This window comes from Pseudomonas sp. JDS28PS106, from assembly GCF_036706555.1.
In the GTDB taxonomy this organism is placed as follows: Bacteria; Pseudomonadota; Gammaproteobacteria; order Pseudomonadales; family Pseudomonadaceae; genus Aquipseudomonas.
The window spans coordinates 341,743-366,340 of record NZ_JBAJGT010000006.1; the positions used below are offsets into that span (position 1 = coordinate 341,743).

At 56.0% G+C, this 24,598-nt stretch carries 23 protein-coding genes and 1 pseudogene; 16 read left to right on the plus strand and 8 right to left on the minus strand.

From position 1 onward, the window contains the following. Positions 1-204 precede the first annotated feature (204 nt). Positions 205-2,397 (plus strand): heavy metal translocating P-type ATPase, encoded by a 2,193-nt coding sequence (locus tag TRP66_RS12990; RefSeq protein WP_442965200.1) that lies wholly within the window; start codon positions 205-207, stop codon positions 2,395-2,397. Positions 2,398-2,622: 225 nt separating this feature from the next. Here the strand turns inward: TRP66_RS12990 and TRP66_RS12995 are convergent, their stop codons facing one another. Together TRP66_RS12995 and TRP66_RS13000 are read right to left on the minus strand one after the other, a co-directional pair. Next, positions 2,623-3,180: an arsinothricin resistance N-acetyltransferase ArsN1 family A gene (locus tag TRP66_RS12995; protein WP_333402826.1), complete on the minus strand. Its 558-nt coding sequence runs from the start codon at positions 3,178-3,180 to the stop codon at positions 2,623-2,625. Between the two features lie 52 nt (positions 3,181-3,232). Beyond that, on the minus strand, positions 3,233-3,730 hold the full coding sequence (locus tag TRP66_RS13000) for a MarR family winged helix-turn-helix transcriptional regulator (RefSeq protein WP_310791934.1): 498 nt from the start codon (positions 3,728-3,730) through the stop codon (positions 3,233-3,235). Between the two features lie 238 nt (positions 3,731-3,968). On the opposite strand from TRP66_RS13000, the gene TRP66_RS13005 reads away from it, so the two are divergent. From TRP66_RS13005 to TRP66_RS13030, 6 genes are read left to right on the plus strand one after another with little or no spacing between them, the layout of a single operon-like run. Then, positions 3,969-4,325 carry a metalloregulator ArsR/SmtB family transcription factor gene (locus TRP66_RS13005; protein ID WP_310791933.1) on the plus strand — a complete coding sequence of 119 codons (357 nt, stop codon included), beginning with the start codon at positions 3,969-3,971 and terminating at the stop codon, positions 4,323-4,325. Positions 4,326-4,351: 26 nt separating this feature from the next. Further along, positions 4,352-5,635: an arsenic transporter gene (locus TRP66_RS13010; RefSeq protein ID WP_333402829.1), complete on the plus strand. Its 1,284-nt coding sequence runs from the start codon at positions 4,352-4,354 to the stop codon at positions 5,633-5,635. 16 nt (positions 5,636-5,651) lie between these two features. Continuing rightward, positions 5,652-6,122, plus strand: a complete 471-nt coding sequence (locus tag TRP66_RS13015) for an arsenate reductase ArsC (protein WP_333402831.1) — start codon at positions 5,652-5,654, stop codon at positions 6,120-6,122. Between the two features lie 47 nt (positions 6,123-6,169). Beyond that, positions 6,170-6,883, plus strand: coding sequence for an arsenical resistance protein ArsH (gene arsH / locus TRP66_RS13020; protein ID WP_310791931.1), 714 nt, complete (start codon positions 6,170-6,172; stop codon positions 6,881-6,883). 20 nt (positions 6,884-6,903) lie between these two features. Continuing rightward, positions 6,904-7,326 carry an arsenate reductase (glutaredoxin) gene (gene arsC / locus TRP66_RS13025; protein ID WP_333402834.1) on the plus strand — a complete coding sequence of 141 codons (423 nt, stop codon included), beginning with the start codon at positions 6,904-6,906 and terminating at the stop codon, positions 7,324-7,326. Positions 7,327-7,355: 29 nt separating this feature from the next. After that, entirely contained in the window at positions 7,356-8,429 is a 1,074-nt protein-coding gene (locus tag TRP66_RS13030) for an ArsO family NAD(P)H-dependent flavin-containing monooxygenase (protein ID WP_333402836.1), read from the plus strand. Positions 8,430-8,691: 262 nt separating this feature from the next. Here the strand turns inward: TRP66_RS13030 and TRP66_RS13035 are convergent, their stop codons facing one another. Further along, positions 8,692-9,186: a helix-turn-helix domain-containing protein gene (locus tag TRP66_RS13035; RefSeq protein WP_310791927.1), complete on the minus strand. Its 495-nt coding sequence runs from the start codon at positions 9,184-9,186 to the stop codon at positions 8,692-8,694. A 205-nt stretch (positions 9,187-9,391) separates the two neighbouring features. Between TRP66_RS13035 and TRP66_RS13040 the strand changes: the two genes are divergently transcribed. The 3 genes from TRP66_RS13040 to TRP66_RS13050 all read left to right on the plus strand — a co-directional run bounded on the left by TRP66_RS13040 (position 9,392) and on the right by TRP66_RS13050 (position 11,823). Next, positions 9,392-10,123 carry a metallophosphoesterase gene (locus TRP66_RS13040; protein ID WP_333402838.1) on the plus strand — a complete coding sequence of 244 codons (732 nt, stop codon included), beginning with the start codon at positions 9,392-9,394 and terminating at the stop codon, positions 10,121-10,123. 590 nt (positions 10,124-10,713) lie between these two features. Beyond that, on the plus strand, positions 10,714-11,157 hold the full coding sequence (locus tag TRP66_RS13045; protein ID WP_333402840.1) for a DUF6957 family protein: 444 nt from the start codon (positions 10,714-10,716) through the stop codon (positions 11,155-11,157). Positions 11,158-11,190: 33 nt separating this feature from the next. Beyond that, complete coding sequence (locus TRP66_RS13050) at positions 11,191-11,823, plus strand: HAD family hydrolase (protein ID WP_333402842.1); 633 nt, start codon at positions 11,191-11,193, stop codon at positions 11,821-11,823. Between the two features lie 48 nt (positions 11,824-11,871). Here the strand turns inward: TRP66_RS13050 and TRP66_RS13055 are convergent, their stop codons facing one another. Next, entirely contained in the window at positions 11,872-12,627 is a 756-nt protein-coding gene (locus tag TRP66_RS13055; RefSeq protein WP_333402844.1) for a hypothetical protein, read from the minus strand. A 352-nt stretch (positions 12,628-12,979) separates the two neighbouring features. Here TRP66_RS13055 and TRP66_RS13060 point away from each other — a divergent pair, with 352 nt between their 5' ends. The 4 genes from TRP66_RS13060 to TRP66_RS13075 all read left to right on the plus strand — a co-directional run bounded on the left by TRP66_RS13060 (position 12,980) and on the right by TRP66_RS13075 (position 17,094). Next, the gene (locus TRP66_RS13060; RefSeq protein ID WP_333402847.1) at positions 12,980-14,032 is read left to right on the plus strand and encodes a hypothetical protein; all 1,053 of its coding nucleotides are present in this window, start codon (positions 12,980-12,982) and stop codon (positions 14,030-14,032) included. Next, positions 14,001-15,491: a hypothetical protein gene (locus tag TRP66_RS13065; RefSeq protein ID WP_333402849.1), complete on the plus strand. Its 1,491-nt coding sequence runs from the start codon at positions 14,001-14,003 to the stop codon at positions 15,489-15,491. Before TRP66_RS13060 ends, TRP66_RS13065 begins: the two co-directional genes overlap by 32 nt. A gap of 510 nt (positions 15,492-16,001) precedes the next feature. Next, entirely contained in the window at positions 16,002-16,442 is a 441-nt protein-coding gene (locus TRP66_RS13070; protein ID WP_333402851.1) for a YqaA family protein, read from the plus strand. A gap of 106 nt (positions 16,443-16,548) precedes the next feature. Further along, a complete protein-coding gene (locus TRP66_RS13075) occupies positions 16,549-17,094 on the plus strand; it encodes a sce7726 family protein (RefSeq protein WP_310791918.1) in 546 nt (181 codons plus the stop codon). On the opposite strand, the gene TRP66_RS13080 is transcribed toward TRP66_RS13075, so the two are convergent. Both TRP66_RS13080 and TRP66_RS13085 read right to left on the minus strand, forming a co-directional pair. Further along, entirely contained in the window at positions 17,091-18,158 is a 1,068-nt protein-coding gene (locus TRP66_RS13080) for a beta family protein (protein ID WP_333402853.1), read from the minus strand. The two genes, TRP66_RS13075 and TRP66_RS13080, sit on opposite strands and share 4 nt — an antisense overlap. A 272-nt stretch (positions 18,159-18,430) precedes the next feature. Continuing rightward, complete coding sequence (locus TRP66_RS13085; protein WP_333402855.1) at positions 18,431-19,876, minus strand: hypothetical protein; 1,446 nt, start codon at positions 19,874-19,876, stop codon at positions 18,431-18,433. Here TRP66_RS13085 and TRP66_RS13090 point away from each other — a divergent pair. Beyond that, positions 19,766-20,083 (plus strand): annotated as a pseudogene (locus TRP66_RS13090) (thymidylate synthase); the annotation flags it as partial. The gene TRP66_RS13085 and the pseudogene TRP66_RS13090 sit on opposite strands and share 111 nt — an antisense overlap. Before the next feature lie 140 nt (positions 20,084-20,223). On the opposite strand, the gene cadR reads toward TRP66_RS13090, so the two are convergent. Next, positions 20,224-20,670 carry a Cd(II)/Pb(II)-responsive transcriptional regulator gene (gene cadR, locus TRP66_RS13095; protein ID WP_333402857.1) on the minus strand — a complete coding sequence of 149 codons (447 nt, stop codon included), beginning with the start codon at positions 20,668-20,670 and terminating at the stop codon, positions 20,224-20,226. Positions 20,671-20,804: 134 nt separating this feature from the next. Here cadR and TRP66_RS13100 point away from each other — a divergent pair, with 134 nt between their 5' ends. Beyond that, complete coding sequence (locus TRP66_RS13100) at positions 20,805-23,045, plus strand: heavy metal translocating P-type ATPase (protein WP_333402972.1); 2,241 nt, start codon at positions 20,805-20,807, stop codon at positions 23,043-23,045. A 347-nt stretch (positions 23,046-23,392) separates the two neighbouring features. Here TRP66_RS13100 and hutI read toward each other — a convergent pair whose 3' ends face one another. Next, on the minus strand, positions 23,393-24,598 hold the full coding sequence (gene hutI, locus TRP66_RS13105; RefSeq protein ID WP_333402860.1) for an imidazolonepropionase: 1,206 nt from the start codon (positions 24,596-24,598) through the stop codon (positions 23,393-23,395).

The following is a 24,598-nucleotide window of genomic DNA, read 5'->3' on the forward strand; positions in this document are numbered from 1 at the left end:
TGCTGCACGCCCTCTGAAAGTGTTAAATCACAATGCTGTGTGACACCTGAGCTAGCCGACCTAGGTGATACACCCCAAAGCCAATCCTCCGCAGGTGCGTCGTTCAATACTTTCCATATCAGTCAGATGTGCTGCCCCACAGAACAGGCCATGATCGAAGGCAAGCTGGGCAAGATGGCGGGTGTCGAGAAACTCGAATTCAACATGATGAAAAGAACGCTCGGCGTGTGGCATACCCTTGCGGATACGACTGTAATTGCCAAGGCAATCTCTACCCTGGGAATGACTGCGCAGCGGCTGGATGCCGCCAGAACCACGAAGATCCAAGTCGCCCAGCTGGACTGCTCGGCAGAGGAAAGTCTCATTCGCGCCAAGCTCAAAACACTTGCGGGAGTGGAGGGGCTGGAGTTCAACATCCCTCAACGCGCCGTCATTCTTACGCATCAGCCAGAGACTCTTGATAGGGCGTTAGAAGCTATTCGCAGCCTGGGGATGTCGGCTGTGGTTGCAGAAGAAGGCGGCAGCCAGCCGGCCCCAGCAGCCCCGAAGACTCCGTGGTGGCCTCTAGGTGTGGCAGGTGTCGCAGCGGTCGGTGCTGAGATCTTGCATTTGACGTCAGCTGCGCCGGAATGGGTTGTGGCCATGGTTGCCCTGCTTTCCATAGCGATCTGCGGGCCGGCCACCTACAAAAAAGGCTGGATTTCGATCCGGCATTTGAATTTGAACATCAATGCGCTGATGTCCATTGCGGTCACAGGCGCGGTGCTCATTGGCCAATGGCCAGAAGCGGCTATGGTGATGTTCCTCTTCACCATAGCGGAGCTGATAGAGGCAAAATCGCTGGATCGTGCTCGAAATGCGATCCAAGGCTTGATGAGCCTGTCGCCTGATCGCGTGACTGTGAGGCAAGCAGAGGGGCAATGGGAGGAAGTGGACGCGAAAACTGTGGACATCGGCGACCTCGTTCGCACGCGTCCCGGTGAGCGAATCGGCCTGGATGGCGAAATCGAACGTGGCCACTCGACAGTGAACCAAGCCCCGATTACCGGCGAAAGCATGCCCATCGAGAAAACTCTGGGCGACAAGGTATACGCGGGCTCGATCAATGAAGCCGGTGCGTTTGAATACCGTGTTACTGCAAAAGCCAATAACACCACGCTGGCCCGTATCATCCATGCTGTAGAAGAAGCTCAGGGCTCGCGTGCTCCCACCCAGCGCTTTGTCGATCAATTCGCAAAATATTACACGCCAGCAGTATTCTTTTCCGCCCTGGCGGTTGCAGTCATCCCACCCATTTTCATGGGCGGGGCTTGGTTCGACTGGGTTTACCGAGCATTGGTCTTACTGGTCGTGGCTTGCCCCTGCGCGCTGGTCATCTCCACCCCGGTGTCGATTGTCAGCGGATTGGCTGCTGCGGCGCGTAAAGGGATCCTGGTCAAGGGCGGTATCTATCTAGAAATCGGTGCCAAGATCGATTACGTCGCCTTGGACAAGACCTGCACCATCACCCATGGCAAGCCGGTACTGACCGACTTTCATAGCTTGGTCGACCGCCCTGAGGCTGATTTGCGCACAATCGCGGCAAGCTTGGGCGGCAGGTCTGATCACCCGGTATCGCTGGCGATTGCACGCGATCAGGATGCGACGCTGTCCAAGCAAGTCGAAGACTTCTCTGCATTGCCAGGCAGAGGGATCAAGGGAAGCATTGAGGGTAAGCAGTACCACCTGGGTAACCACCGGTTGCTGGAAGAGCTTGGGTTGTGCAACGCCTTACTTGAATCACGCGTGACTGCTTTGGAAAAGCAGGGGAAGACTGTTGTCGTGCTGAGCGATTCATCTGGCGCGCTGGCCATATTCTCAGTCGCTGATACCGTCAAGCAATCGAGCCAGAAAGCGATTGAAGAACTGCATCAACTAGGCGTTAAGACCGTCATGCTGACGGGTGACAACGACCACACCGCAGCGGCCATTGCCCAAACTGTGGGTATTGATCAAGCGAAAGGAAGCCTGTTGCCAGCTGACAAGCTCACCGCCATCGCAAGCTTGCAGTCGGATGGCCATGTCGTGGGGATGGTTGGGGACGGCATCAATGACGCACCTGCCTTGGCCAAGTCCCAGATCGGCTTCGCAATGGCTGCAGCAGGCACCGATACGGCCATCGAGACCGCCGACGTAGCGCTGATGGATGATGACCTCAGAAAGATACCGGCCTTTATCCGTCTCTCCCGTCAGACCGCGAGCGTTCTTAAGCAGAACATCGTGTTCGCGCTGGGCATCAAGGCGGTGTTTTTGTTCTTTACCTTGATAGGCATGGCCACAATGTGGATGGCCGTGTTCGCAGACGTTGGGGTGAGCGTTCTGGTTGTGCTGAACGGGCTGCGTTTGCTTAAGAAGTAATCCATCAGCCACCAGCGCAGGTTGTTGTGCGGTGCGCTGTGAAATGCATGCTTGCCACGTTGCACAAACACCCAGTGCTGAAGGAGGTTTGGCGAATGTCGAGGGGACGATCATCGATCAAAATGTAGATGCGAAACTGCCCAGACATGCGCCACTTCTTTGCAGACCTGATTCGTAAGTTCCAGAATGGGGTCAGGCTGTAGCGGCAAATTGAAAAGCGGTCGTTCAACAGGCGCTTAGCCTACCTGTTTCGGTAGTTATTCCCGAGACAGGTGCTACGCCCTTGGCTTGGTTCTCAGGAAATAGTCGCTCGACAATCACGCAGTCGATCCAACGACCGTCAAGGCAGGCGTGTTTCTCATAAACCCCTACCTGACGGAAACCGCACGCCTCACACAAAGCAAGGCTGGCACGGTTGAAGGTAAATACGCGGGAGAGGACTTTCCAGAAACCCCGTGCCTGTGCCTCTTTGAGCAGTGCCTGCAGCAGATGCTTCCCCAAGCCCTGGCCTCGAACCTCACGGCTTAAGTAAATAGAAAAGTCAGCGATGCCGTCATAGCAGGCGCGAGTGCGATATCCGCTCAGGCTCGCCCACCCTACAATCTGGTCGTGCTCATTAAGCATTACCAATACAGGATAACGATCATCTGCTTGGAGTCGTTCAAGCATGTCAGCTGGGTTTCGGGGGGTGGTTTCAAACGTCGAGCTCCGCTCCTCTATCCCTTGGTTGTAGATAGTGGCTATTGATGTTGCGTCATTGGGCTCAGCAGGACGGATGCGCATGGGGGGCTCCATTGGTTGGCAGTAACAACATTTAGGTCAAAAAGATTCTGCTCTAATTCGGTTGCTTGGAGTCTGAGCAAGTCTCACTGGTGAGGCCACACCGTTTTTCGGTAGCTCGTGTGAGCTGTCTAAGCAGCGTCAACGCTCCCTGCCTGGCTTCGGCTGAAAGGTTTTCAATCATTACTTTCTCTTCAGCGACTAGGCCGTTCCTGATTTTCTCGTAAAGCTCTCTGCCAGAGCCCGTGGCCTGGATCTTCACAGCGCGGCGATCTTCATCATCCTCGACGCGTGACACGTACCCTTTGCGTTCGAGCGCATCGATTACCCGGCTCGCCGTGCTCTTGTCCAAAAACATCTCTTCAGCCAAGACATGAAGGCGCAGGGCTCCTTTCTTGACAAGGGTTTCGACCGCGTAGCATTGGGTGACCGAAACGTCATAGCAGCAGATTCGGTCTCGGTCTCGAAACTGGTAAACGCGGACTAGCTGGTTTAGTGCCTCGTACAAATCCTCTGCATCCTGGGACAATTGATCTTTTTTTCGCTTGGGCATAATCGTCACAGATTTGTTGTTAGCTGCAACAATAATTGCGAGAGCGCTGAACCGTCAACAAAGCTCCGTTGGCTAGGCACAGGAACTCATAACTATCGTATGCGCTTTACTGAATATGCGAATATCCGTATATTCGGTTTTCCATATGTATGGAATGCCTTCATGACCGAGTCAATTCATGTCCTTTATGTCTGCGATGCCAGCTCTGCTCGTTCACAACTCGGGGAGGGGAGAATGTATGACTGAACCCATGACTCCCATTGCGTTGTTCAAATGCCTGGCCGATGACACTCGCACCAAGATCACGTTGCTGATCGTGAGGGAGGGTGAGCTTTGCGTCTGCGAACTGACCGCCGCCCTTGACCAGAGTCAACCCAAAGTGTCCCGCCATCTCGCACTGCTCCGCTCGGCAGGTCTGCTGACGGATCGCCGCCAGGGGCAGTGGGTTTACTACCGGCTGCGTCGAGATCTGCCGGAATGGGTGACCGCTCTGCTGAAAGGCGTCGTCGATGCGAACCAGCAGTGGCTTCACGACGAGACAATCCGCCTGTGTGACATGGATGGTCGCCCTGTCAAACAAGCGGTGTGCGACTGATCCCCGCCCCTTTACGAGTGCTCGATATGCTTCTCGCCGTATTGATTTTTGTGATCACCATTGTGCTAGTCATCTGGCAGCCTAGAGGCTTGGGAGTCGGATGGAGCGCGACCCTTGGCGCTGTTCTGGCCCTGCTAACTGGCGTCGTCAGCCTTGGGGACATCCCAGAGGTCTGGCACATTGTCTGGAATGCCACTGCGACCTTCATCGCGGTGATCATCATCAGTTTGCTGTTGGATGAAGCAGGTTTTTTCGAATGGGCCGCACTTCATGTCGCTCGCTGGGGAAAAGGGAGCACCAGAAAGCTCTTCGCATTCATCATATTGCTGGGCGCCGCCGTATCAGCGCTTTTTGCCAATGACGGTGCAGCGCTGATCCTGACGCCCATCGTGATCGCGATGCTATTAGCCCTCCGGTTTTCTCCGGCAGCCACTTTGGCATTCGTTATGGCAGCTGGATTCATCGCTGATACTGCGAGCTTGCCGTTTGTGGTCTCCAACCTGGTCAATATCGTTTCTGCCGATTACTTCAACATCGGCTTCACCGAATATGCCTCCGTAATGGTGCCGGTGAACGTTGTCAGCGTTGTAGCGACATTGGTAATGCTGCTGTGGTTCTTCCGAAAGGAGTTGCCGGCTACCTATGATCTTGCCCAACTGCATACGCCTTCTGAAGCAATTCGCCACCGGCCAACATTCATTGCAGGCTGGCTAGTCCTGGTGATGTTGCTGGTGGGGTTCTTCGTGATCGAACCTCTAGGCGTTCCGATCAGCGTCATTGCTGCAGTCTGTGCGCTCATCCTCTACGTAGTCGCTGCCCGTGGTCATGCCATCGACACCGGGAAAGTGCTCAAAGGCGCACCGTGGCAAGTGGTGGTCTTTTCCTTGGGCATGTATTTGGTTGTCTACGGGCTCAAGAATGCTGGGCTAACGGATCACATCGCACAGATCCTCAACGTCTTCGCTGGGTACGGTATCTGGGGCGCTTCGCTTGGCACCGGGCTGCTAACGGCGTTTTTGTCTTCCATCATGAACAACATGCCGACCGTCCTGGTGGGGGCTTTGTCGATTCATGCCGCCGAAGTCGATGGCGTCGTCCAGCAAGCCATGGTGTACGCCAACATTATTGGCTGCGACTTGGGCCCGAAAATCACTCCAATTGGTAGCTTGGCTACGTTGTTGTGGTTGCACGTGCTGGCTAAGAAAGACATCAAGATCAGCTGGGGTTACTACTTCAAAACCGGAATCGTGCTGACCCTGCCCATCCTACTCGCCACTCTATCCGCCTTGGCATTGCGCCTCAGTTTTTGAATCAAGGAATCTTCTGATGAAAGTCTTGTTCATGTGTACCCATAACAGCTGCCGCAGCATCCTGTCCGAGGCGCTGTTCAATCACCTGGCGCCTGAAGGTGTAGAAGCGGTGAGCTCGGGCAGCTTTCCCAGTGGTCGAGTGAATCAGCGAGCATTGCAGACGCTGGAAGCGGCGGGCATCTCAACTGCAGGCTTGAGCAGTAAAGCGTCGGATGCTTTTGAAGGCTCGCCTCCAGATATTGTGATCACCGTCTGTGATCGGGCTGCGGGTGAAGCTTGTCCCATCTTTTTCGGGCCAGCTTTGAAAGCGCACTGGGGCTTAGCCGATCCGTCCGAAGCCACTGGGTCGGAAGCCGAGATTACCGAAACGTTTGAGGCCACCCTCGCCAAAATTCATGAACGCGTTACGGCCTTTCTTGATCTTCCGCTGAAGACGATGAGCGGTGACCAGCTGAAAGCTGAACTGAACCGGATCGGTTCGCTTTAAAGATCAACCGAGGCGGCGCCCCATCTCGCGCTGCTGTAGGAGTTTATATGCAAGACGCATTGCCGAACGTACAGGCCGAACTAATCGACATCCCTTCGCTGGAGCAACTGGAGCCGCGTACACCCTCGCACCATAAACCTCGAATTTTGCTTCTGTATGGATCGACGCGGGAGCGTTCTTTCAGCCGGCTGGTGACTCAGGAAGCAGCACGCCTGCTGGAGGAGTTTGGCGCCGAAACCAAGATCTTCGACCCCTCGGGTCTTCCGCTGCCAGACGATGCTCCCGATACACATCCCAAGGTCGCGGAGTTGCGCGAACTGATGCAATGGTCTGAGGGGCAAGTGTGGTGTTCCCCCGAGCGACACGGCTCTATGAGCGCGGTTTTCAAAGCCCAGATTGATTGGGTTCCGCTGGCGATAGGCGCTGTACGACCTACGCAAGGAAAAACCCTTGCGGTGATGCAGGTCTGTGGCGGTTCGCAATCGTTCAATGTCGTCAATCAGCTGCGCGTACTGGGCCGGTGGATGCGGATGTTCACCATCCCCAACCAATCTTCAGTGGCCAAGGCGTTCACCGAGTTCGATGAGGCAGGCCGTATGAAGCCGTCCTCCTACTACGACCGTCTGGTGGACGTCATGGAAGAGCTGATGAAGTTCACGCTGCTGCTGCGGGATCGCCAGGATTACCTGGTTGATCGCTACTCTGAGCGTAAAGAGTCCGCCGAAGAGTTGTCCAAGCGCGTCAACCAGCGCTCCATTTAACGCCAGCGTGAGGAACCTGTATGAGCCAGATCACGATCTACCACGATCCCAACTGTGGCACCTCTCGCAACACCTTGGAGTTGATCCGCAATAGCGGGGAAGAACCGACAGTCATCGAGTATCTGCAGACTCCACCTGATCGCGCCACGCTGATTGGGCTGATTAAGGATATGGGAATTGAGGTGCGAGCCCTTTTGCGTATCAAAGGCACTCCATATGAAGAGCTGGGAATGGGCGATGCGTCTCTGACTGACGAACATCTCATCGATGCCATGATGACTCACCCCATTTTGATCAATCGCCCCATTGTCGTGACGCCATTGAGCGCACGCTTGTGTCGTCCGTCAGAGGCCGTTCTCGACCTTCTTCCTCAAGCGCAACGCGGCAGCTTCGTCAAAGAAGACGGGCAAGTCGTCATTGATGAGAATGGCCACAGGGTTTGAGCCGATACAAAGCAAATGGGCCTGGAGGGATGCTGGTGAATCAAAACCTAATACTTGATGTTGTGGTCATTGGTGGTGGCCAGTCTGCGCTGACCGCCGCCTACTTTCTCAAGCGCTCAGGTCTTTCCTACGTGTTACTCGATGCCGAGGCTGCACCCGGAGGGGCATGGCAACATGGATGGGATTCGCTTCGCCTCTTCTCTCCGTCTGCATGGAGTTCAATTGCGGGCTGGCCGATGCCTGCTGTATCGGAAGAAACGCCTCATCGTGACGATGTCGTCGAATATCTCACCCAGTACGAGCGTCGCTATGACTTTCCCATCGTCCGCTCCACGCGGGTAAGCCATGTCGAAAAAATCGAAGGCGGACTGCGCGTTGTCTCCGAGGATGGCTGCTGGGATGCCAGGGTAGTCATCAGCGCAACGGGCACTTGGGGCTGCCCGTTTATTCCAACGTACCCAGGACAAGAAGTGTTCAAGGGGCAGCAGATCCATTCCGCTCAATACGCGGAGCCGAGTGTGTTCGAGGGAAAGACGGTTCTTGTCGTCGGCGGTGGCAACTCGGGTGCCCAGATTTACGCCGAGGTTTCAGAAGTGGGCCATGCCACCTGGGTTACTAACGAGGCACCGAAGTTTCTTCCAGATGACGTCGATGGCCGTGTCTTGTTCGAGCGAGCCACAGCTCGGCTGAAGGCGCAGCAGGAAGGCGTGGAGCCCCGGCAGCCCGTAGGAGGGCTGGGCGACATCGTCATGGTGCCACCGGTATTAGAAGCTCGTGAACGCGGTGTCCTGAGTGCAGTACGGCCATTCACGCATTTCACTTCATCAGGTGCCGTATGGCCGTCGGGAGCTGAGACGAAGGTTGATGCGGTGATCTGGTGCACGGGATTTTCTCCAGCGCTCGACCACCTGGGCAACCTAGGTATCGTCGATCATAACGGCAAAGTAGCCGTAGACGAAAACCGAAGTATTGATTTGCCCAATCTTTGGCTAGTGGGTTACGGGGATTGGACAGGGCTCGCATCGGCCACATTGATTGGGGTCACCCGCACCGCCCGAGATGTAGTCAAGCAAGTGCAAATCTATCTCACAGGGGCAGTCTGATGGCTCGTGACGCACACGAGTGCTCCTACCTGGATGCGACATCGAACTAGATAAAAATAACAGGCTCCAGCGCGGGGTTACCCGGCACAACCCGAGCCGCCAGTAGCCGACGTCGTGCCATTTCCCGAGCTTATGGCCTATCTCCGAAAATATGCCCATGTGGGGTGGGCCGATTGTTGGCTTGGGTGCATAACCTTTCATCTCCCCCATCTTCTTCAGCAACCCAAGATGCCGTACAGATGCTCAACCCGTGTAGGTCGTCTCACCTCCTCGGGAGATGAGTGTGTGGCTCGGCGTGCCAATACCGTTGCACAGTAGAGTGGGACAGGCCCAGTTCACGCGTGGCCTCGGCCTGGGTCTTGCCTTGAGCTTTTAGAGCCTGAACAGCCTGAAGATTCTGAATCCGCAGAGGCTGGCCGGGAGATCGCTTAGTCAGCTTTTTTCCATCCATCTGTTGATGCAGCAACTCAATGCCGCCTGCCGCAGCGAATCGCTGAAGCTCTTTTTGTGCGGACGCTAGCGTTTCGTCGAACCTTTCGCCGCGTTGCAAGGCAATGCAGAGTGTCAAAAACGCAATTGGATCAAAATCGAGCCCTTGAGCAAGCTCTGTGAGCTTGCCGATGCTTACTCCCGACTTTCCCCTTTCAAGCAAGCTGAGCGTAGTGCGGAAGGCCGCATCGCCCAAGTTGTCGTAGCTGAGTTCGCGCTGCTGCCGGATGGCCCTCAGCGTCGCAGCTATCTCTGTTTTCAGGGGCATAAGCGTCCAAAAAACAAGGATAGAGCCACACAGCTATCTGCCCAATAAACAGCAAATATTGTTCTTAGTAGGCATCTGACGGTATGATGCCGCGCTAGAAGCGCTGTTTTGGGCGCGAGCTGGTCACCCTGTTGATACATGGCTCGGATCTCGCCGTGATGGGGTGAGTTATCAATTTACGCCTAAGGCGACTAATGAGGCACCTGTGAAGGTTTACGTCCTGTCCGACCTGCATGCCGAGTTTGAGCCATTTGTGCCGCCATCCTTGGAAGTTGACCTAGTGGTGCTCGCTGGGGACATCAACAAGAAAACGCGAGGCATCGAGTGGGCCAACGATACCTTCAGCTGCGATGTCGTGTATGTCATGGGGAACCACGAGTACTACACGGGCCATTTCGACCGAACGCTCGACAAGGCACGCAAGGCCGCAGCTAGCCATGTGCATGTGTTAGAGAACGAGACGTTCGTCTGGAAGCAGATCCGCTTTCTGGGTTGCACTGGTTGGACAGATTTCTCCAGCACTGGTGATGTAAGCGCCGCAATGTCAGTGGCGCGAGAAACGATGACAGACTTCCGAGCGATTAGAGCGGATACCAACTTTCGACGTTTGCGGCCTGATGATGTTGCTGTGCGCAATCGCCAGACGAAGGCGTGGCTGGCGGCAGAGTTGCAAACGCCATTCACTGGTCGGTCGATTGTGGTCACCCATCACGCACCCGTTCCGGAGGTCGCAGGCGACGAACATGAAGGACATCTAAGCGCCGCTTATTGCAACGCATGGCACTCGTTGTTGATGCAGGCGGATGGCTGGATTTTTGGGCACACCCATCGAGCTGTAGATACCGTTCTGGGAGGTTGCCGTACGGTTAGCAATCCCCGAGGTTATCCGGGTGAGGAAACCGGCTTCAATTCCAGCAAGGTCATAGAATTTCAGTAATTGTGGAGACATTCGTGGGCTTTGGTAACGCTTCAGAAATCCCCCATGGGGTTGAGAAAGCCAAGAGAATCGACTGGGGAGTGCCCATCGATGCATACCTCATGAATGCTGCGCAGGTCGGGAATCGGTTCGCAGCCTCCGTGTATTGCGACCTGTCGGGAGCATCTGCCGACGGTATGACCATCTTGACGCCGCCTGTTCGCCAGCTAGTCAGGATCGGGAGGTTCGAAATGCTTCAAAGCTTGTGCGGCAATGACCATTACGTTGTTGTGACGCGATTCAATAGCGAGGAAAAATGAGTACCCGCGAGCCAGTGCCAAGAGCTGTCCTTGAAGCTGCGACGATTAGCTTCGAGCTAGGAATCACTGCATATCTCTTTGATCCGCAGCTTGTTGGTTTCTGCTTGGAAGGAACCATCTACCTAGATCGAAAGGATAGATTCCAGTCCGGTCGACTTATACGCACCTCAGCAGTGATGGGGTTCGAGATGTGCACAGGTTATGTGGTTGCCGTGACATGGAGTGGCAGCCGCTATGTTCTTGTGGCGGAAGATGGGCCTTGGGTGCTGACGCTGCCGCACAGGAGATTGGATGAGCCTGCCCCGTATAGCTAAGATGCTTTGCTTGGACGGCCAGCGAGTAAGCGGCGCGTCGATGGCCAGTGAGGCAGTTATTGAACAGAAGCTGAGACTGACGGACAAACCCTATTGCGTGGTGGTGGCATGGATACTCATTGATGTCGAAGGCGTTGATCCTCTTATCATCCAAGGCACCCATTTGATACCCACCGTCCTGTACGCACACCACGTGCTATCACACAGTAGCGGTCAGTTGTGTGAAGGGGATTCGGTGATGACTGGGTATGCGACCTACATGGATCCGGCAGGCATTTTTGAAACAGTCGATACGGTCTACATCCTGCTGTCGCACGGCTTTCGCAAGTCAGCGGACATCGAAACCGTAAGCGCTGCTCAAGCGCAGGCCAACAGGATGGCAAGCGTGTCGTTTTCAGCTAGCGGCCTTCTTGATGAGTAGGCCCCAGACCCGACCTCGTCGCCAGGGAACCTGATGAAAATCACGGCAGTTATCTTCGATGCATTTGGCACCCTTGCCCGGATAACACGGCCAACCCATCCGTATGGTCAGTTACTACGCGAAGGCAAGCGGCAGGGCCGTAAGTTTAGGCCAGACGATATGCAGACCCTGATGACCCATAAGCTGTCCATTTCACAGGCAGCTGCATGGTTTGGTATCCAGGTGTTGCCTAACCGGCTCGATCTCCTGGAGCAAGCCCTCGAAGCAGAGCTCGCAAGCATCGAGCCGTTCCCAGATGCTTTGGAAGCCATAGCGATGCTACGGGCTGCGGGAATGCGAACAGCCATATGCTCGAATCTGGCCATGCCATATGGGCCGGCAATTCAGCAGATCCTTCCGAACCTCGATGGCTACGGTTTTAGCTATCGAGTGGGCGCCATGAAGCCATCCCCGATCATCTATCGAACTACCTGTGATTTACTCGGGGTTCGGCCCGGTAACGATTTCGGTGGTCATGGGCGAGTCGTGATGATTGGCGACTCGCCGCGATGCGACAGAGACGGGCCTCGCCAATGTGGTATCAGCGGCTTTCTCTTGCGAAGGGAGCATTCAGAAGGATTTTCAAGCCTTACCGACTTCGCACGGGTTGTACTCGCTTATAAGTAGGTAGAAGCATAAGCCTCCATCCTCTTTGACCTATGAGCGACTGAGCGCTCAGAAGTCCTCTCTCAGCTCGTCCAGGGTTTCGCGGATTCGACGACTGATCTCCGAAGCAAAAGCGTCGATAGTGTTCATGGCCAGGAGCACCTCGCCGGGCTTCAAGGTGATGATCTCATCGTCGATCGTCTTCCCATTTCGATGCACAATGTCATGCCGTACGTTGCAGATAGGAACGATGGGCGAAACGTCCAAATCCTTCATACGATCGCCAACCAAGACGCACAGCACGTTTTTGATCGTGGCCGGATTGTGAAACGTCAGCTCGGAAAGAAATCTCAGAATGACGCCTTGCACACCTTTAGGGTGCTCGGCAATCTCCAGCAAGGAAAATTTCTTACCTCGGTGAAGGGTCTCGACGTGCTTGGCAATATTGAGCAGGAACGCCTTGTCTCGGATAACGAGAGCACGCACTGAGGTACTGATCATGGTTTCCAAGAGTGTGACGGCGTGTGCGTACACCAGCTTGCAGGTCATCTGGGCATAAGGGCCATGCTCACTGTGCGTGAGCAGCATGATGGCAGCCTGTAGCTCCGTGCCAAACTCTATGTACTGCTCGTGGAAAGATTGCCGTTCGAGCCACCTGTACTCAGCTTCCTGGTCATACGCATCCATCATGTCCGAGTATTCTTGAGCAAGCGCCTGGTAAGCCTCCGACTCATCTTCCAGATCTTCACGATCCAGGCGGCTCCCTGCCCAGTCGAGAAACCTCTCCTGTTCAACCTCGAAAAAATACTCCTTCACACTACTCATGACGCCAGTCCTTGAACGCGAGCCTTTGGGGTTAGAAGCATATCAGTCTCGCTATAAGTGAGTCCTCTGTACGGCGGATCGCTGCTGTCTATTCATGGCAACGTTCGCTGCTTTAAGCTTGGCCTGATCAATATGCGCGGAAACTGGCGTATGCTCTGGTGCAGTGCTGGCTTCGTGCCATCCTAGGGGGTCAGCCTGTGCTCCGCAGGATGGTCGGGCCACCCCCGCAATGGGACGCCGGACGTAGCTTGCTATCAGGTGTCGCTGATACCTTTCTATTTGCGTGAATGCTTTGCTGGGTGAACGCCTCGCAGCGCTGGCAGGAGTCGCTAGGGCATTTTTTGGAGATCGCATGAGTTTTTTTACGGAAGAAGAATCCGGATCGTTGACGATCAAGAGAATGATCTTGCACGTAGTCGGCCCTAAAGATTTCCAGGCCATGCCGGAGCGCTCCTTGGAAGAGGAGGCTTTTTTCATAAGCAAAATCGAAGGTATGGCGGCTGCACCCATTTTCATGTTCAAGACGGTCTCTACAACCCGCCAGGAAATCGAGTCAATGGCGAGTGGCGATGTTTCTTTCGAGCATGGTGCCCAAAGTCTGGCAGCGAGCTTCAACCGGCAACACGTCAGCGGCAGCGCGGATGGCGTTCTATGCATGTTTGAGTTAGGGGTGGCCGATCCGGACGTCAAGATCTACAGCCTGATCAAATATGACTACAAGCTTGCCCTTGAACAGAACGATGCATCGCCAGGGCAGGCCTTGCGCCGCATCGTCACGGCGCTGGTGGACGATAAGAAGGCCATCCAGAAAACAGCACTTATACGTGTCGTGAGTGGTGTCGCAGATCAAAACATCTCGGCGACTGACCGCACCAAGAACGGTGCGGATCTCGCCGACTATTTCGCCGACTTCCTGTCGGTGGCCAGGGCGGTTTCCGATACTGAGCTCAGCGAGGTGACCCGCAGACTGCTCAAAGGGGCGCTTCAAGCCTGCAAAGCTGATCTCCCGGATCAAGATGTAGCTAGGGCGGTAAAGAAGGCTCAGGCCTCTCTGGCCTCTCGCAGAAGGATTGACGAGGAAGCCATTGTCGAGGCCGTCATGGCCGCTGCAGGCCATCCCGACGACGAAAAGGTCGCCAATAGACTGGAGCGTGAGACCTGCAGGCGTGTGCGGTCGAGTAAGATTCATGAAGTCAGCTTCAAGCCTGACCGGCAAATATTTCGACAGCCCTACATGCGAAAGATCATGACCGTTGAGGGTGTGACAATTCTGTTTCCGGACAAGGTTGAAAGCCCTAATGTACGAGTGGTCGATCTTGGCGGAGATAAAAAACAGATCATCGTAGACACCGACAAGGTCATGGAGGACGGCGTTGTCACACCTAAGCCTAGCCAACCTACTTAATGGTCTGGCCCAAAAACACCAGGCCCTGATCTCGGAAGGGGCAACGAGTATTGTCGTCTCGGATTTGTTAGCAGGCCCCACGCTAGAAGTGGTACATGCCGCGTCTGAGGCCGACTGGATATTCACGATCGTTGACAGCCATGGCAGTAGATACGATCTCGATGAAATTGGCGCGGATTTTGAGCCCTTCCGCGTCACTCTCGAAAAGCATTTGCCGCCCGAGCATAGTGCTGCCGACGATTTGTTCATCGCCACCGAGGCAGGGTTCAGAAGCTTTCTTCGCAGGGGGCATAGCGCCCCACGGTGGCGTTTGCTTGGGTTGACCACTGCATTCAGCACTCGGGCGAGGGTGTACTGCGGATGGAGCGAATCGTTGGCACTCGCTCAGTCACCAGCAACGAAAGCTCCTCGGCTATTGGTCAAGGAAACGGCAACTGTTCGCACCGTGCCAGAAGACGTTCGACACTGGCTTTTTGCGGAAGGCCATACTCTCGAACCTGGCAATCCGTTCCACATGATCTGGGCGGCGCATGCACTTAATTATCTGAGCCGGTGCTTTGCAAACGAGATTGATACCACCGGTACCCAGCTGACATTCAAGGGGCCACCGAAGCTGAGTCTTACAATCAGCCAAGTATCCGATGACGTTGCAGAAGTGCCGCTGTCTGATTTTGAGGTTGTCCAAGAGGCGGCTAGCTGGGTCTTTGATAACTCAAGGGAGGCCGAGATAAAGCACATCCTGCTTTCAGCAGAGATCGCCCGATCTGGAAGAACTGATGGAGATGCGGGTGACTACCTCAAGGAGAATCTCCCCGCTGCTCTGGATTGCGCAAAAATCGCTTATCAAATGGCGGTGTCGGAGATCACTAAGGACACCCTCAAGTCCTTGGGAGATCTGCGCAAGGCCGTCACAGAGGAAACATCAAAAGCGACCGACGCAACACGTCAAGCGACGGCAGCAATCGCCACAGCGCTGACGGTCGGTCTTGGCCTGATCGCGGCCCGGCTCACGGTACAGATCAACCCTTATCTGATTGCCATTGTCATGGGTGTGGCGTTTGGCTACACGCTCATGAGCGTATGGTCTGGGCGCAAATTCATTCAGATCCAACAGACCTTGCGTCAGGAATGGCAGCCGAAACTCTACCGCTACCTTTCCACCGATGAGTTCAACAAAATGGTGAGGGATCCCATCAGTGAGGTAGAAACGCTGTTCAATCGTGTCAGCAGGTGGGGCTTGGCGACGCTCGGGATGATTGCGGCGGGGATTATCATTTTTGCCTTCACTTATGGTTCCCCACCTGCTTCCGAAACCAGTGCGCCCGCCGCGCCTCGGCATCAGACTGAGCCGAAGAAGGCAGCGCCGAGCACGCGGCCTTCGATGCACCACTTCGACAGTGGGATGACGGCAAATCTAGGCTTCGAGCGTTTGCTTTTTGATACCAGAGTCCACGTTTGATAGGGCCGTTGGAGGCAAGTATCTGGACAGCCGCTGTGCATGCATATGGCCCAGCACTCCGATCGCTCATTGAGCAAGTGTTAGCTGAGTACAAGCGGAAGCCGGGGCTGGACGATCTCACCCGTCTACATGCGAGCACGGCGGGCCAGGATGGTCTCATTGCTCTGATGTATGCCTAGTCAGAACGAATGCCGGAAATGAGCGGCGGCGACCGTAACGACCACCTGGCGCTCAGACGCCGACTGCGTTGGCACATTGTGCAGCATTTGCAGCAAAGTTTGATCGAGGACGGTTGCGCCACAGCAGCAATGCGTGACGACTATCTTAGTACAGATCTTGGTCTTTAGTGGGGTCTACGGGGCTAATCAATGGTGCCGTGCGTTGTACCTTCCGTGGTAAATCTGCTCCTGTAGACCTACTTTTTGTTCTGTAAAGCATGGTGGTTAACAGAGCAAAAAAGAGGTTTACAGTATTCACGGCTAGAATGGTCTGTATTTGTGAGATGACGTTTTGTTCGAGCTGACAAGCTATCTAGGTCTCTTTGCAGTGGCGTTCGGTGCCGCTACGCTTCTGCCATTGCAATCTGAAGCAGTGTTGGTCGGAATGCTCATTTCTGGACACTACGTTACGCCTCTTCTCTTGCTGATTGCAACGGCAGGAAATGTTTTTGGGTCGGTCGTGAACTGGTACTTGGGCCGTTCAATTGAGCAATTTCGGTACCGACGTTGGTTCCCTGTCAGCGAACGTCACCTCGACAAAGCCCAAGCCACTTATCATCGCTATGGCCGCTGGGCATTGCTGTTCAGCTGGGTGCCTATTATCGGTGATCCGATCACGATGATCTCAGGTGTCATGCGCGAGCCATTGTGGAGCTTTCTGCTCGTCGTCAGTCTCGCAAAAGCCTTGCGCTACCTTACGCTGGCAGCGATCACCCTTGGCTGGGCGGTGTAGATACGTACGGGGCAAACGGTACCATGCAGCTGCCGCCACACTGGCAAGCGACGATCAACAGCTTTTTTAGCGTGAGAACTCTCAGTTGTCTGTCTATAATCCGCGCATGTTGAATCCGACCGAAATCCGCCCAATTCTCAAGCAATGGGTCGCGAAAGCGATGCCCCATGAGGAGAGCGACGTTTTTATCGAGGAGCTATGCTTCATCGATAAGGCCAGACGCGCCGATCTCGTTCATGCAAATGGAAAGCTCACCGCTTTTGAGATCAAATCCCACGCAGACACCCTGGCACGCTGGGAGGGCCAGCAAGATGCCTACATGGCGTGCTTTGACGAGGTTTGGCTGTGCTGTCACTCAAAGCACCTAGTGAAGGCGCTTGAGTCTTGCCTTCCCCATGTTGGAGTTCTCGTCGTTGATGATTACTCGGGCATGGCGATGATCCGAAAAGCCAAGCCCAATAAGTTTCAAGACAAGTTTCACCTTACGGGCTTTCTGTGGCGCAATGAATTGGATGCACTTGCTAACAAGCATAGTGTGGCAACGAAGGGGCGCGATCTCATAAAAGAAGTACGCCGCCAGATCAGCGACGCCCTTCCTATCGGCGAGATCAGATCACACGTATTAGCGTGCTTGAAACAACGGTACCGTTAGAGCAGGTCATCGAGATCAAGGTCATCGAAATCATTGCCAGCGTCTACGATGGACTGAATCATCGCGCAGATATGCTGATTGATCCTGTACCCATTCCATGTCCCGTTATTACCGTAGTTTGTTGATGTGGCGACAATTCTGCTGTATTCACGGGTGGCCCAGCAAAACTCGTCGCCGTGGTAACCAGGCAGGTTTCTGATTTCCTGCGCAATTTCCACATATTTCACGAATTCCTTGTTCGCTCCTTTTCGCCGTTGCCACCACTCTGTTGGTGTGTAGTAACAGCCAAAAGGGAGTACTGGCATACCGGGGACATATTCCATCGGCGCCGTTGGGTTTGTGGCCGCATAGTCGCCATAGATTATATTTGACTCTATCCCATTGATGTCGACCCTTGACTGCCACGCTACATCATAGCAAGCAGAGGAGCGTGAGCTATTTGAAGCTGGCTTGTCGATGGGGAACGAAGTGCTAACCAAAACCAAATTTCGTATCTGATAGCTATTGAGCTGCCTCAGCGATAAATTGAAATCTGATCCTGATGCAGTGTTCGCCGGACTTGTTGCACCAAAGTCTAAAATTACCGTCGCGGTCTCGGGGCTTTCAAGTGCATCCAAGATGGACAATAATCTGTTCCAAGATGTTGTCGTAGGTTTTTCTGGGCAAGTAACTCTAATGGCAATATTCTGAAAATTGCCTTGGAGAGCAAGTGCACTTTGAATCACCGCTCGCTGCGGGTCATCATCTACCCAAGAAACGACGGGAATAACATTTTGGTTAATGCCCGTAACATCCGCAAAGAATCGCCGCTTGTTTTCAAAGGCGCCATTAGGGTTGTGTAAATCATTAGTGGTAATGAATACCTCCGCGACATCCTTTGTAACCCTTGAGACGTCCAGAAAAAAGGGATGTTCAGTCCAGTTTGTTAGGAAGGTTTGTAGATGTCTATCGTCATCGCCCCGCATCTCCAACAATGGCGCCACGATGTCCCGCCTTGGGGCTTCCAGATTTACCAGGGCTTTAACGTCATTCTGACCAACTCGTAAACAAGCCACGTACTGCATATTGCACTCCTTGCATGATGTGTAATGGACAACTTGACCGTACTGCTGGGTACACAGCGCACTGTAGGCTTGGCATTCGATGCAAACCCTGACATGTCGGACATATCGGTGGGTGTTGCAGGGACACTGGGCCTTGCCCATGCTCCTAGCGAGGCGGCGGGTGGGAGTCTGAACGATAGCACTTCAATATCTTTGGGCCAGTCGCTTTGGTGGTATTTTTTTGCGGGCGCTTCAAGCGTGCTCTGCGTGTGCCTTGATGCTTGCTCAGCGCATTACTCGTAGTGCAGCTCACCAAATAAACCGATCATGAGATCGCCATCCAGGATCTCGAAAGGAAGGGTGACGTATTGGTCAGGGTGGCGTGGCAGCGCTTTTCCGTCGTGTGCTGAGTTCTTTGTATGACCCTGGACTTGCTCGCCGTTTTCCTTGACGTAGGGAAGCACCACGATGCGACCATGATTCTTTGACAGAATTGTGCCTTCATTCCAAAGGGTGGTGCCTTCGCCGCCGCTGGATTCGCCACCCGTGCTCTTCACAACCCATTGAGGCACGCCATCCTCTTCATACCAGAAGACGAAGCCTCCAATCACAAGCACGCTTTGTCCTCGGCTCCTCGCCTCGGCCAGTAGTTGTCTGACGCTGGCCAGTTGAAGCAGCTTGTTTGCCCGAGGAAGCAATTGTTCGCGAATCAGTGCTTTGGTTTTTCCCCAATGATCGAACCCCGAATAACCGTAGCCCCTGGCAATCGACTCGCGAAAACAGGCCTGCGACAGCTTTGTGTTTAGAGCGCCAAGGTATTCCCACTTCATGTCGCCGGTACGGTGCAGGCAGGCTTTGAATTCTGGAAAAGCTGCGAGCTGAACATACGGGGCAACCTTAAGCAGCTCTGATAGAGGCTCACGTAGGCGTTCGATACCCTTAGCCAATTCAAGACTATGATTGGCCGGACGGGGCAAATTGGCATTTCGCTTGACGGCCTCACGCTCCATCAGCTCCTCTTCGTCTCGAATTCGACGCCCAGATGTCAGGGTTTTTTCGACTTTCAGGATGGTGGAAGTTTGGAGCTGCGGGTCGTCCAGAGCCTGTCTGATCCGGTCATGAATGCCTTGGTTGAAGTCATCTGCAGCAGTCATGGCCTCTGCGTAGGTTGCGAACACTGCTGCTCTGGCATGTCCGTTGCCGTTATCAAAAAAGTATCGCTTCCACGCTAGGTGGGAATCGGGAAATAGTTTCAGAGCGCGCAGGTGCCATGACCAGCCGATATGGAATTGCCGGAACGGTAGTACCGCCAGGGTGGGCGCAGAGTGGTAAGGCATCTGATCGAGTCGCATGGTTTCCTCCTTGAATGACATGCCCAAGGCTACCATTTTGCCACTAGAGTCGGGCCTGATAAATGTGTGGGCTTGTCGGGTGTGCGGGCTTGGACAGGGCTCATCTTTGGGTCGATGGAGGGGTACATCTAGGGCAGCGGATTGATTTCTACCCGCTTGATTTTCTTGCAGTAAAAGCTTGATAGCAAACTGTGCAAAAGCTATAATGCACACATCGCGAAATGCTTTGGAGGCGTTGTAACGGAGCGTAATGTGCAGTAGGTTGGGGGGAGGAACGGGCTGGGAACCCCGTTCAACCTGACCGAAGGCGCGGCACTGCTGAGCCTGATCGGCCGCCTGACGGGCTACACGCCGCGCTGGTTCACCTACTTCATTGGCGATGCCCATGTATATGAAAACCACCTGGACATGCTCAACGAACAGCTCACCCGCGAGCCGTATCCGATGCCAAAACTGGTGATTTCCGACCGCGTGCCGGAATACGCCAAGACCGGCCTCTACCAGCCGGAATGGCTGGAACTGATCGAACCTTCGGACTTCTCCCTCGAAGGCTACCAGCACCACCCGGCCATGACCGCGCCGATGGCGGTCTGATCCGCTATCACTGACACCGCGGTTTCTGGTGGGAGGGAGCTTGCTCGCGACGACGTATTTTCAGACGCCACATGTAGCGACTGTGCAACCCTGTCGCGAGCAAGCTCCCTCCCACAAAAGCGGGTCGGGCCTTATGAATTTCAATGCCCATGGCTCCTGCCCACGTGCGAAGGTTCACCTTCGGGCGCGGTGACGGCGCCGGTGACCTCCAGCCGCTCCAGTATCCCGCAATGATCAGCCGCGCCATCGGCACAACGGCGTCGCAGATCCATCAATTGAGTTTGCAGCAACTGCAAGCTGGCGACCCGGGCATTGACGTGCTCGATGTGCTCGTCGATCAGAGCGTTGACGCTCTCGCACTGGTCCTGGGGACTGTCGCGTAGTTGCAGCAGGCTGCGAATCTCTTCGAGCGTCATGTCCAGGCTGCGGCAATTGCGGATAAACGACAGGCGCTCGACGTGCGTCTGGGTGTACAGCCGGTAATTGCCGTCCGTGCGAGCGGGCGCGGGCAACAGTCCCTCGCGCTCGTAGTAGCGGATGGTTTCGACCTGGGTGTCCGTAAGCTTTGCCAGTTCACCGATCTTCATGCCTGTCACCTGATTCAGCGCTTGACCCTATAGTGGCTACAGGGTGTTCACTTGGCAACAGCAGGTCATCGCTCGTAACAGCGCGCTTGTCCTGTTTACCCAAGAGGGATCTCAAGGAGGCGCCTGTGGGCCAGATCACTGACATCACTGACAAACATGAGCACGCCGGCCATGGTCACGGGCATGGCGAACATGCTCATTCCTGCTGCTCTGCCGGTGCCAGGCCCGCGCCCGAGGTTGTCACTTTTTCCGACGCGCCCGCCGATAGCGCTAGGTTGAGCCGTTTTCGCATCGAGGCCATGGACTGCCCGACCGAGCAGACCCTGATCCAGAACAAACTCGGCAAACTGGCCGGGATTCAGAAGCTGGAATTCAACCTGGTCAATCGTGTGCTGGGCGTCTGGCATGAGTTGCCGTCCACCGATCCTATTCGTGAGGCCGTAGCTTCGCTGGGCATGCAGGCGGATGTGGTAGAAGAGGGTGCCGAAAGCGCTCCGCCTGCCGCAGTGAAAAAACACTGGTGGCCGCTGGCAGTGTCCGGCATTGCCGCGATAGCCGCCGAGGTGATCCACTTCGCCGCGCTGGCACCCGACTGGGTGGTTGCGCTAGTGGCGGCGCTGTCGATCCTCACTTGCGGACTCGGGACTTACAAAAAAGGCTGGATCGCGCTCAAGAACCTGAATCTCAACATCAATGCCCTGATGAGCATTGCCGTGACCGGCGCGGTGCTGATCGGCCAATGGCCGGAGGCGGCAATGGTAATGTTCCTGTTCACCGTAGCCGAGCTGATCGAAGCCAAATCGCTGGACCGTGCGCGCAACGCCATCGGCGGTCTGCTGCAACTCACGCCTGAAATGGCGACCGTTCGACAGGCCGACGGCAGCTGGAGAGAGCTTCCTGCCGGTGATGTGCAGCCAGGTTCGACGGTGCGCGTTCGGCCTGGCGAGCGCATCGCGCTGGACGGACAGGTCGTGTCCGGCAGTTCCACGGTCGATCAGGCGCCCATTACAGGTGAAAGCCTGCCGATCGAAAAGTCGTCGGGCGACAAAGTGTTTGCCGGGACGATCAACCAGGCAGGCTCGCTGGAATTCCAGGTCACGGCTGCGGCCGGCAACTCGACTCTGGCGCGCATCATTCATGCGGTCGAAGCGGCCCAGGGCGCACGCGCGCCCACCCAGCGTTTCGTGGACAGTTTCTCGCGTATCTACACGCCGGCGGTGTTTCTGGTCGCCTTGGCAGTGGCGGTGATTGCACCCTTGTTCTTCGGCGCGCCCTGGTTCGACTGGATTTACCGCGCGCTGGTGCTGCTGGTCGTGGCCTGTCCTTGTGCACTGGTGATTTCGACCCCTGTGACCATCGTCAGCGGCCTTGCGGCAGCAGCGCGTCGAGGCATCCTGATCAAGGGTGGCGTCTATCTGGAAATGGGCGAGAAGCTGGATTATCTGGCGCTGGACAAAACCGGCACCCTGACCCACGGCAAGCCGGTGCAGACTGATTTCGTTGCGCTTGGGGCCGCGGCGGCCGATCGCGTCGCTTTGATTGCCGCGAGCCTCGCGGCGCGCTCCGATCATCCGGTTTCGCAGGCTATTGCCTCGGCCGCCGAACCGGGAGCGGCTCTGGATGAGGTAAGCGAGTTCGAAGCCTTGGGCGGTCGCGGGGTGAAAGGCCGTATCGATGGGCAGTTGTATCACCTGGGCAACCATCGGCTGGTCGAAGAGTTGCAACTGTGCTCGCCGGAACTGGAAGCCCGGCTCGATGCGCTGGAAACCCAAGGCAAAAGCGTTGTGCTGCTGCTTGATGACAGCGGCCCGCTGGCGCTGTTCGCGGTGGCGGACACGGTCAAGGAAACCAGTCGCGAAGCCATCGCGCAGCTGCATGCCCTGGGTATCAGGACGCTGATGCTGACCGGCGACAATCCGCATACGGCCAAGGCCATCGCGGATCAGGTCGGCATCGACCAGGCAGAGGGCGACCTGTTGCCAGCGGACAAGCTCGGCGCGATCGAAGCACTGTACGCGGCGGGGCATCGGGTGGGCATGGTGGGCGACGGCATCAACGATGCTCCGGCGCTAGCACGTGCCGAGATCGGTTTCGCCATGGCGGCTGCGGGAACGGATACCGCAATTGAAACGGCTGATGTAGCCTTGATGGACGACGATCTGCGCAAGATCCCTGCGTTCATTCGTCTCTCGAGGCAAACTTCGACGGTATTGAAGCAGAACATCGCCCTGGCGCTGGTCATCAAGCTGGCGTTCATCGGCGTCACCTTCGCCGGCATGGCAACCATGTGGATGGCTGTGTTTGCTGACATGGGCGTCAGCCTGCTGGTGGTGTTCAACGGATTGCGATTGCTGCGGGGACCCCGCTCCCGTTAACGCCCACCAATGTGTAGGAGCGGCCGGGCGGCGTTCCGCTTTAGCCGCGATCTGCCGCAGAGCGGCAGTAGAACGGATGTCGCGGTGTTTCAGGTAGATTGCGTTATCGTTCATCGCGGCTGAAGCCGCTCCTACGCGAGCTGCACCACGCCGTGGCGCACGATGCGTTTATCCAAGCCGCCGCCCAGTCAGTTCATCGCCAGCAAGCTGGCTCCCACGGCACTGCACGCAGCGGTTACACATTGTGGGAGCGGCTTTAGCCGCGATCTGCCGCAGAGCGGCAGTAAAACGGATGTCGCGGTGTTTCAGGTAGACCGCGTTATCGTTCATCGCGGCTGAAGCCGCTCCTACCCCAGCTGTGCAAGCCCGTGGCGCACGATGCGTTTATCCAGGTCGCCGCCCAGCCAGTAGGCGAGGTCGGCTGGGCGGTCGATGTCCCAGGCGACGAAATCCGCGACCTTGCCGACTTCCAGCGTTCCATGACTGTCGCCCAGGCCCAACGCCCGCGCGGCGTTGCAGGTCACTCCCGCCAAGGCTTCCTCGGGCGTCATGCGGAACAGGGTGCAGGCCATGTTCAGAATCAACCGGAGAGACAGGCATGGCGAGGTGCCGGGGTTCATGTCGGTCGACAGGGCAATCGGCACGCCATGACGGCGCAGCAAGTCCAGCGGCGGCAGGCGGGTTTCGCGCAGGAAGTAGAAGGCCCCCGGCAGCAGCACCGCGACCGTGCCGGAGGCAGTCATGGCGATGGCATCGGCTTCGCTCATGTATTCAAGATGGTCCGCCGACAACGCCTGATAGCGCGCCGCGAGGCTGGAACCGCCCAGCGCCGACAGCTGCTCTGCATGCAATTTCACCGGCAAGCCCAGTTGCCCGGCGGTGATGAACACCTGCTCGACCTGAGCGGGAGAGAACGCCAGGTGCTCGCAAAACGCATCCACGGCGTCGATCAGCCCTTCGGCGGCCAGCGCCGGCAGCATGTCGCCGCAAATGTGATTGATATAGTCGTCGGCGCGGCCGGCGTATTCAGGCGGCAGCGAATGGGCCGCCAGACAGGTACTGCGCACGGTTACCGGCTGGGTATTGCCCAAGCGACGAATCACGCGGAGCAATTTGCGTTCGGTTTCCAGATCCAGCCCGTAGCCGGACTTCATTTCCACCGTGGTGACGCCTTCCTTGAGCAACTGCCGCAACCGACGCTCAGCGCTGGCGTACAACTCGTCCTCGCTGGCGGCGCGGGTCGCTCGCACGGTGCTGGCAATGCCGCCACCTGCCGCCGCGATGTCCGCGTAGCTCGCGCCCTGCAACCGCTGTTCGAACTCGCCGCTGCGATTGCCACCGAACACCGCATGTGTGTGGCAATCGATCAGGCCGGGCGTGACCCAGGCTCCGTTGAGGTCATGCGTGCAGTCGAACGCCGAATCGGCGAGCCCCGCCTCCGGCCCGATCCAGTCGATGAGCGCTCCGGAAGTCACGATGGCGGCGTCCTCGATGATCGAGTAACGACCTTGAGCCATGGTTGCAACGTGACAGTTCTTCCAGAGCGTCTTCAT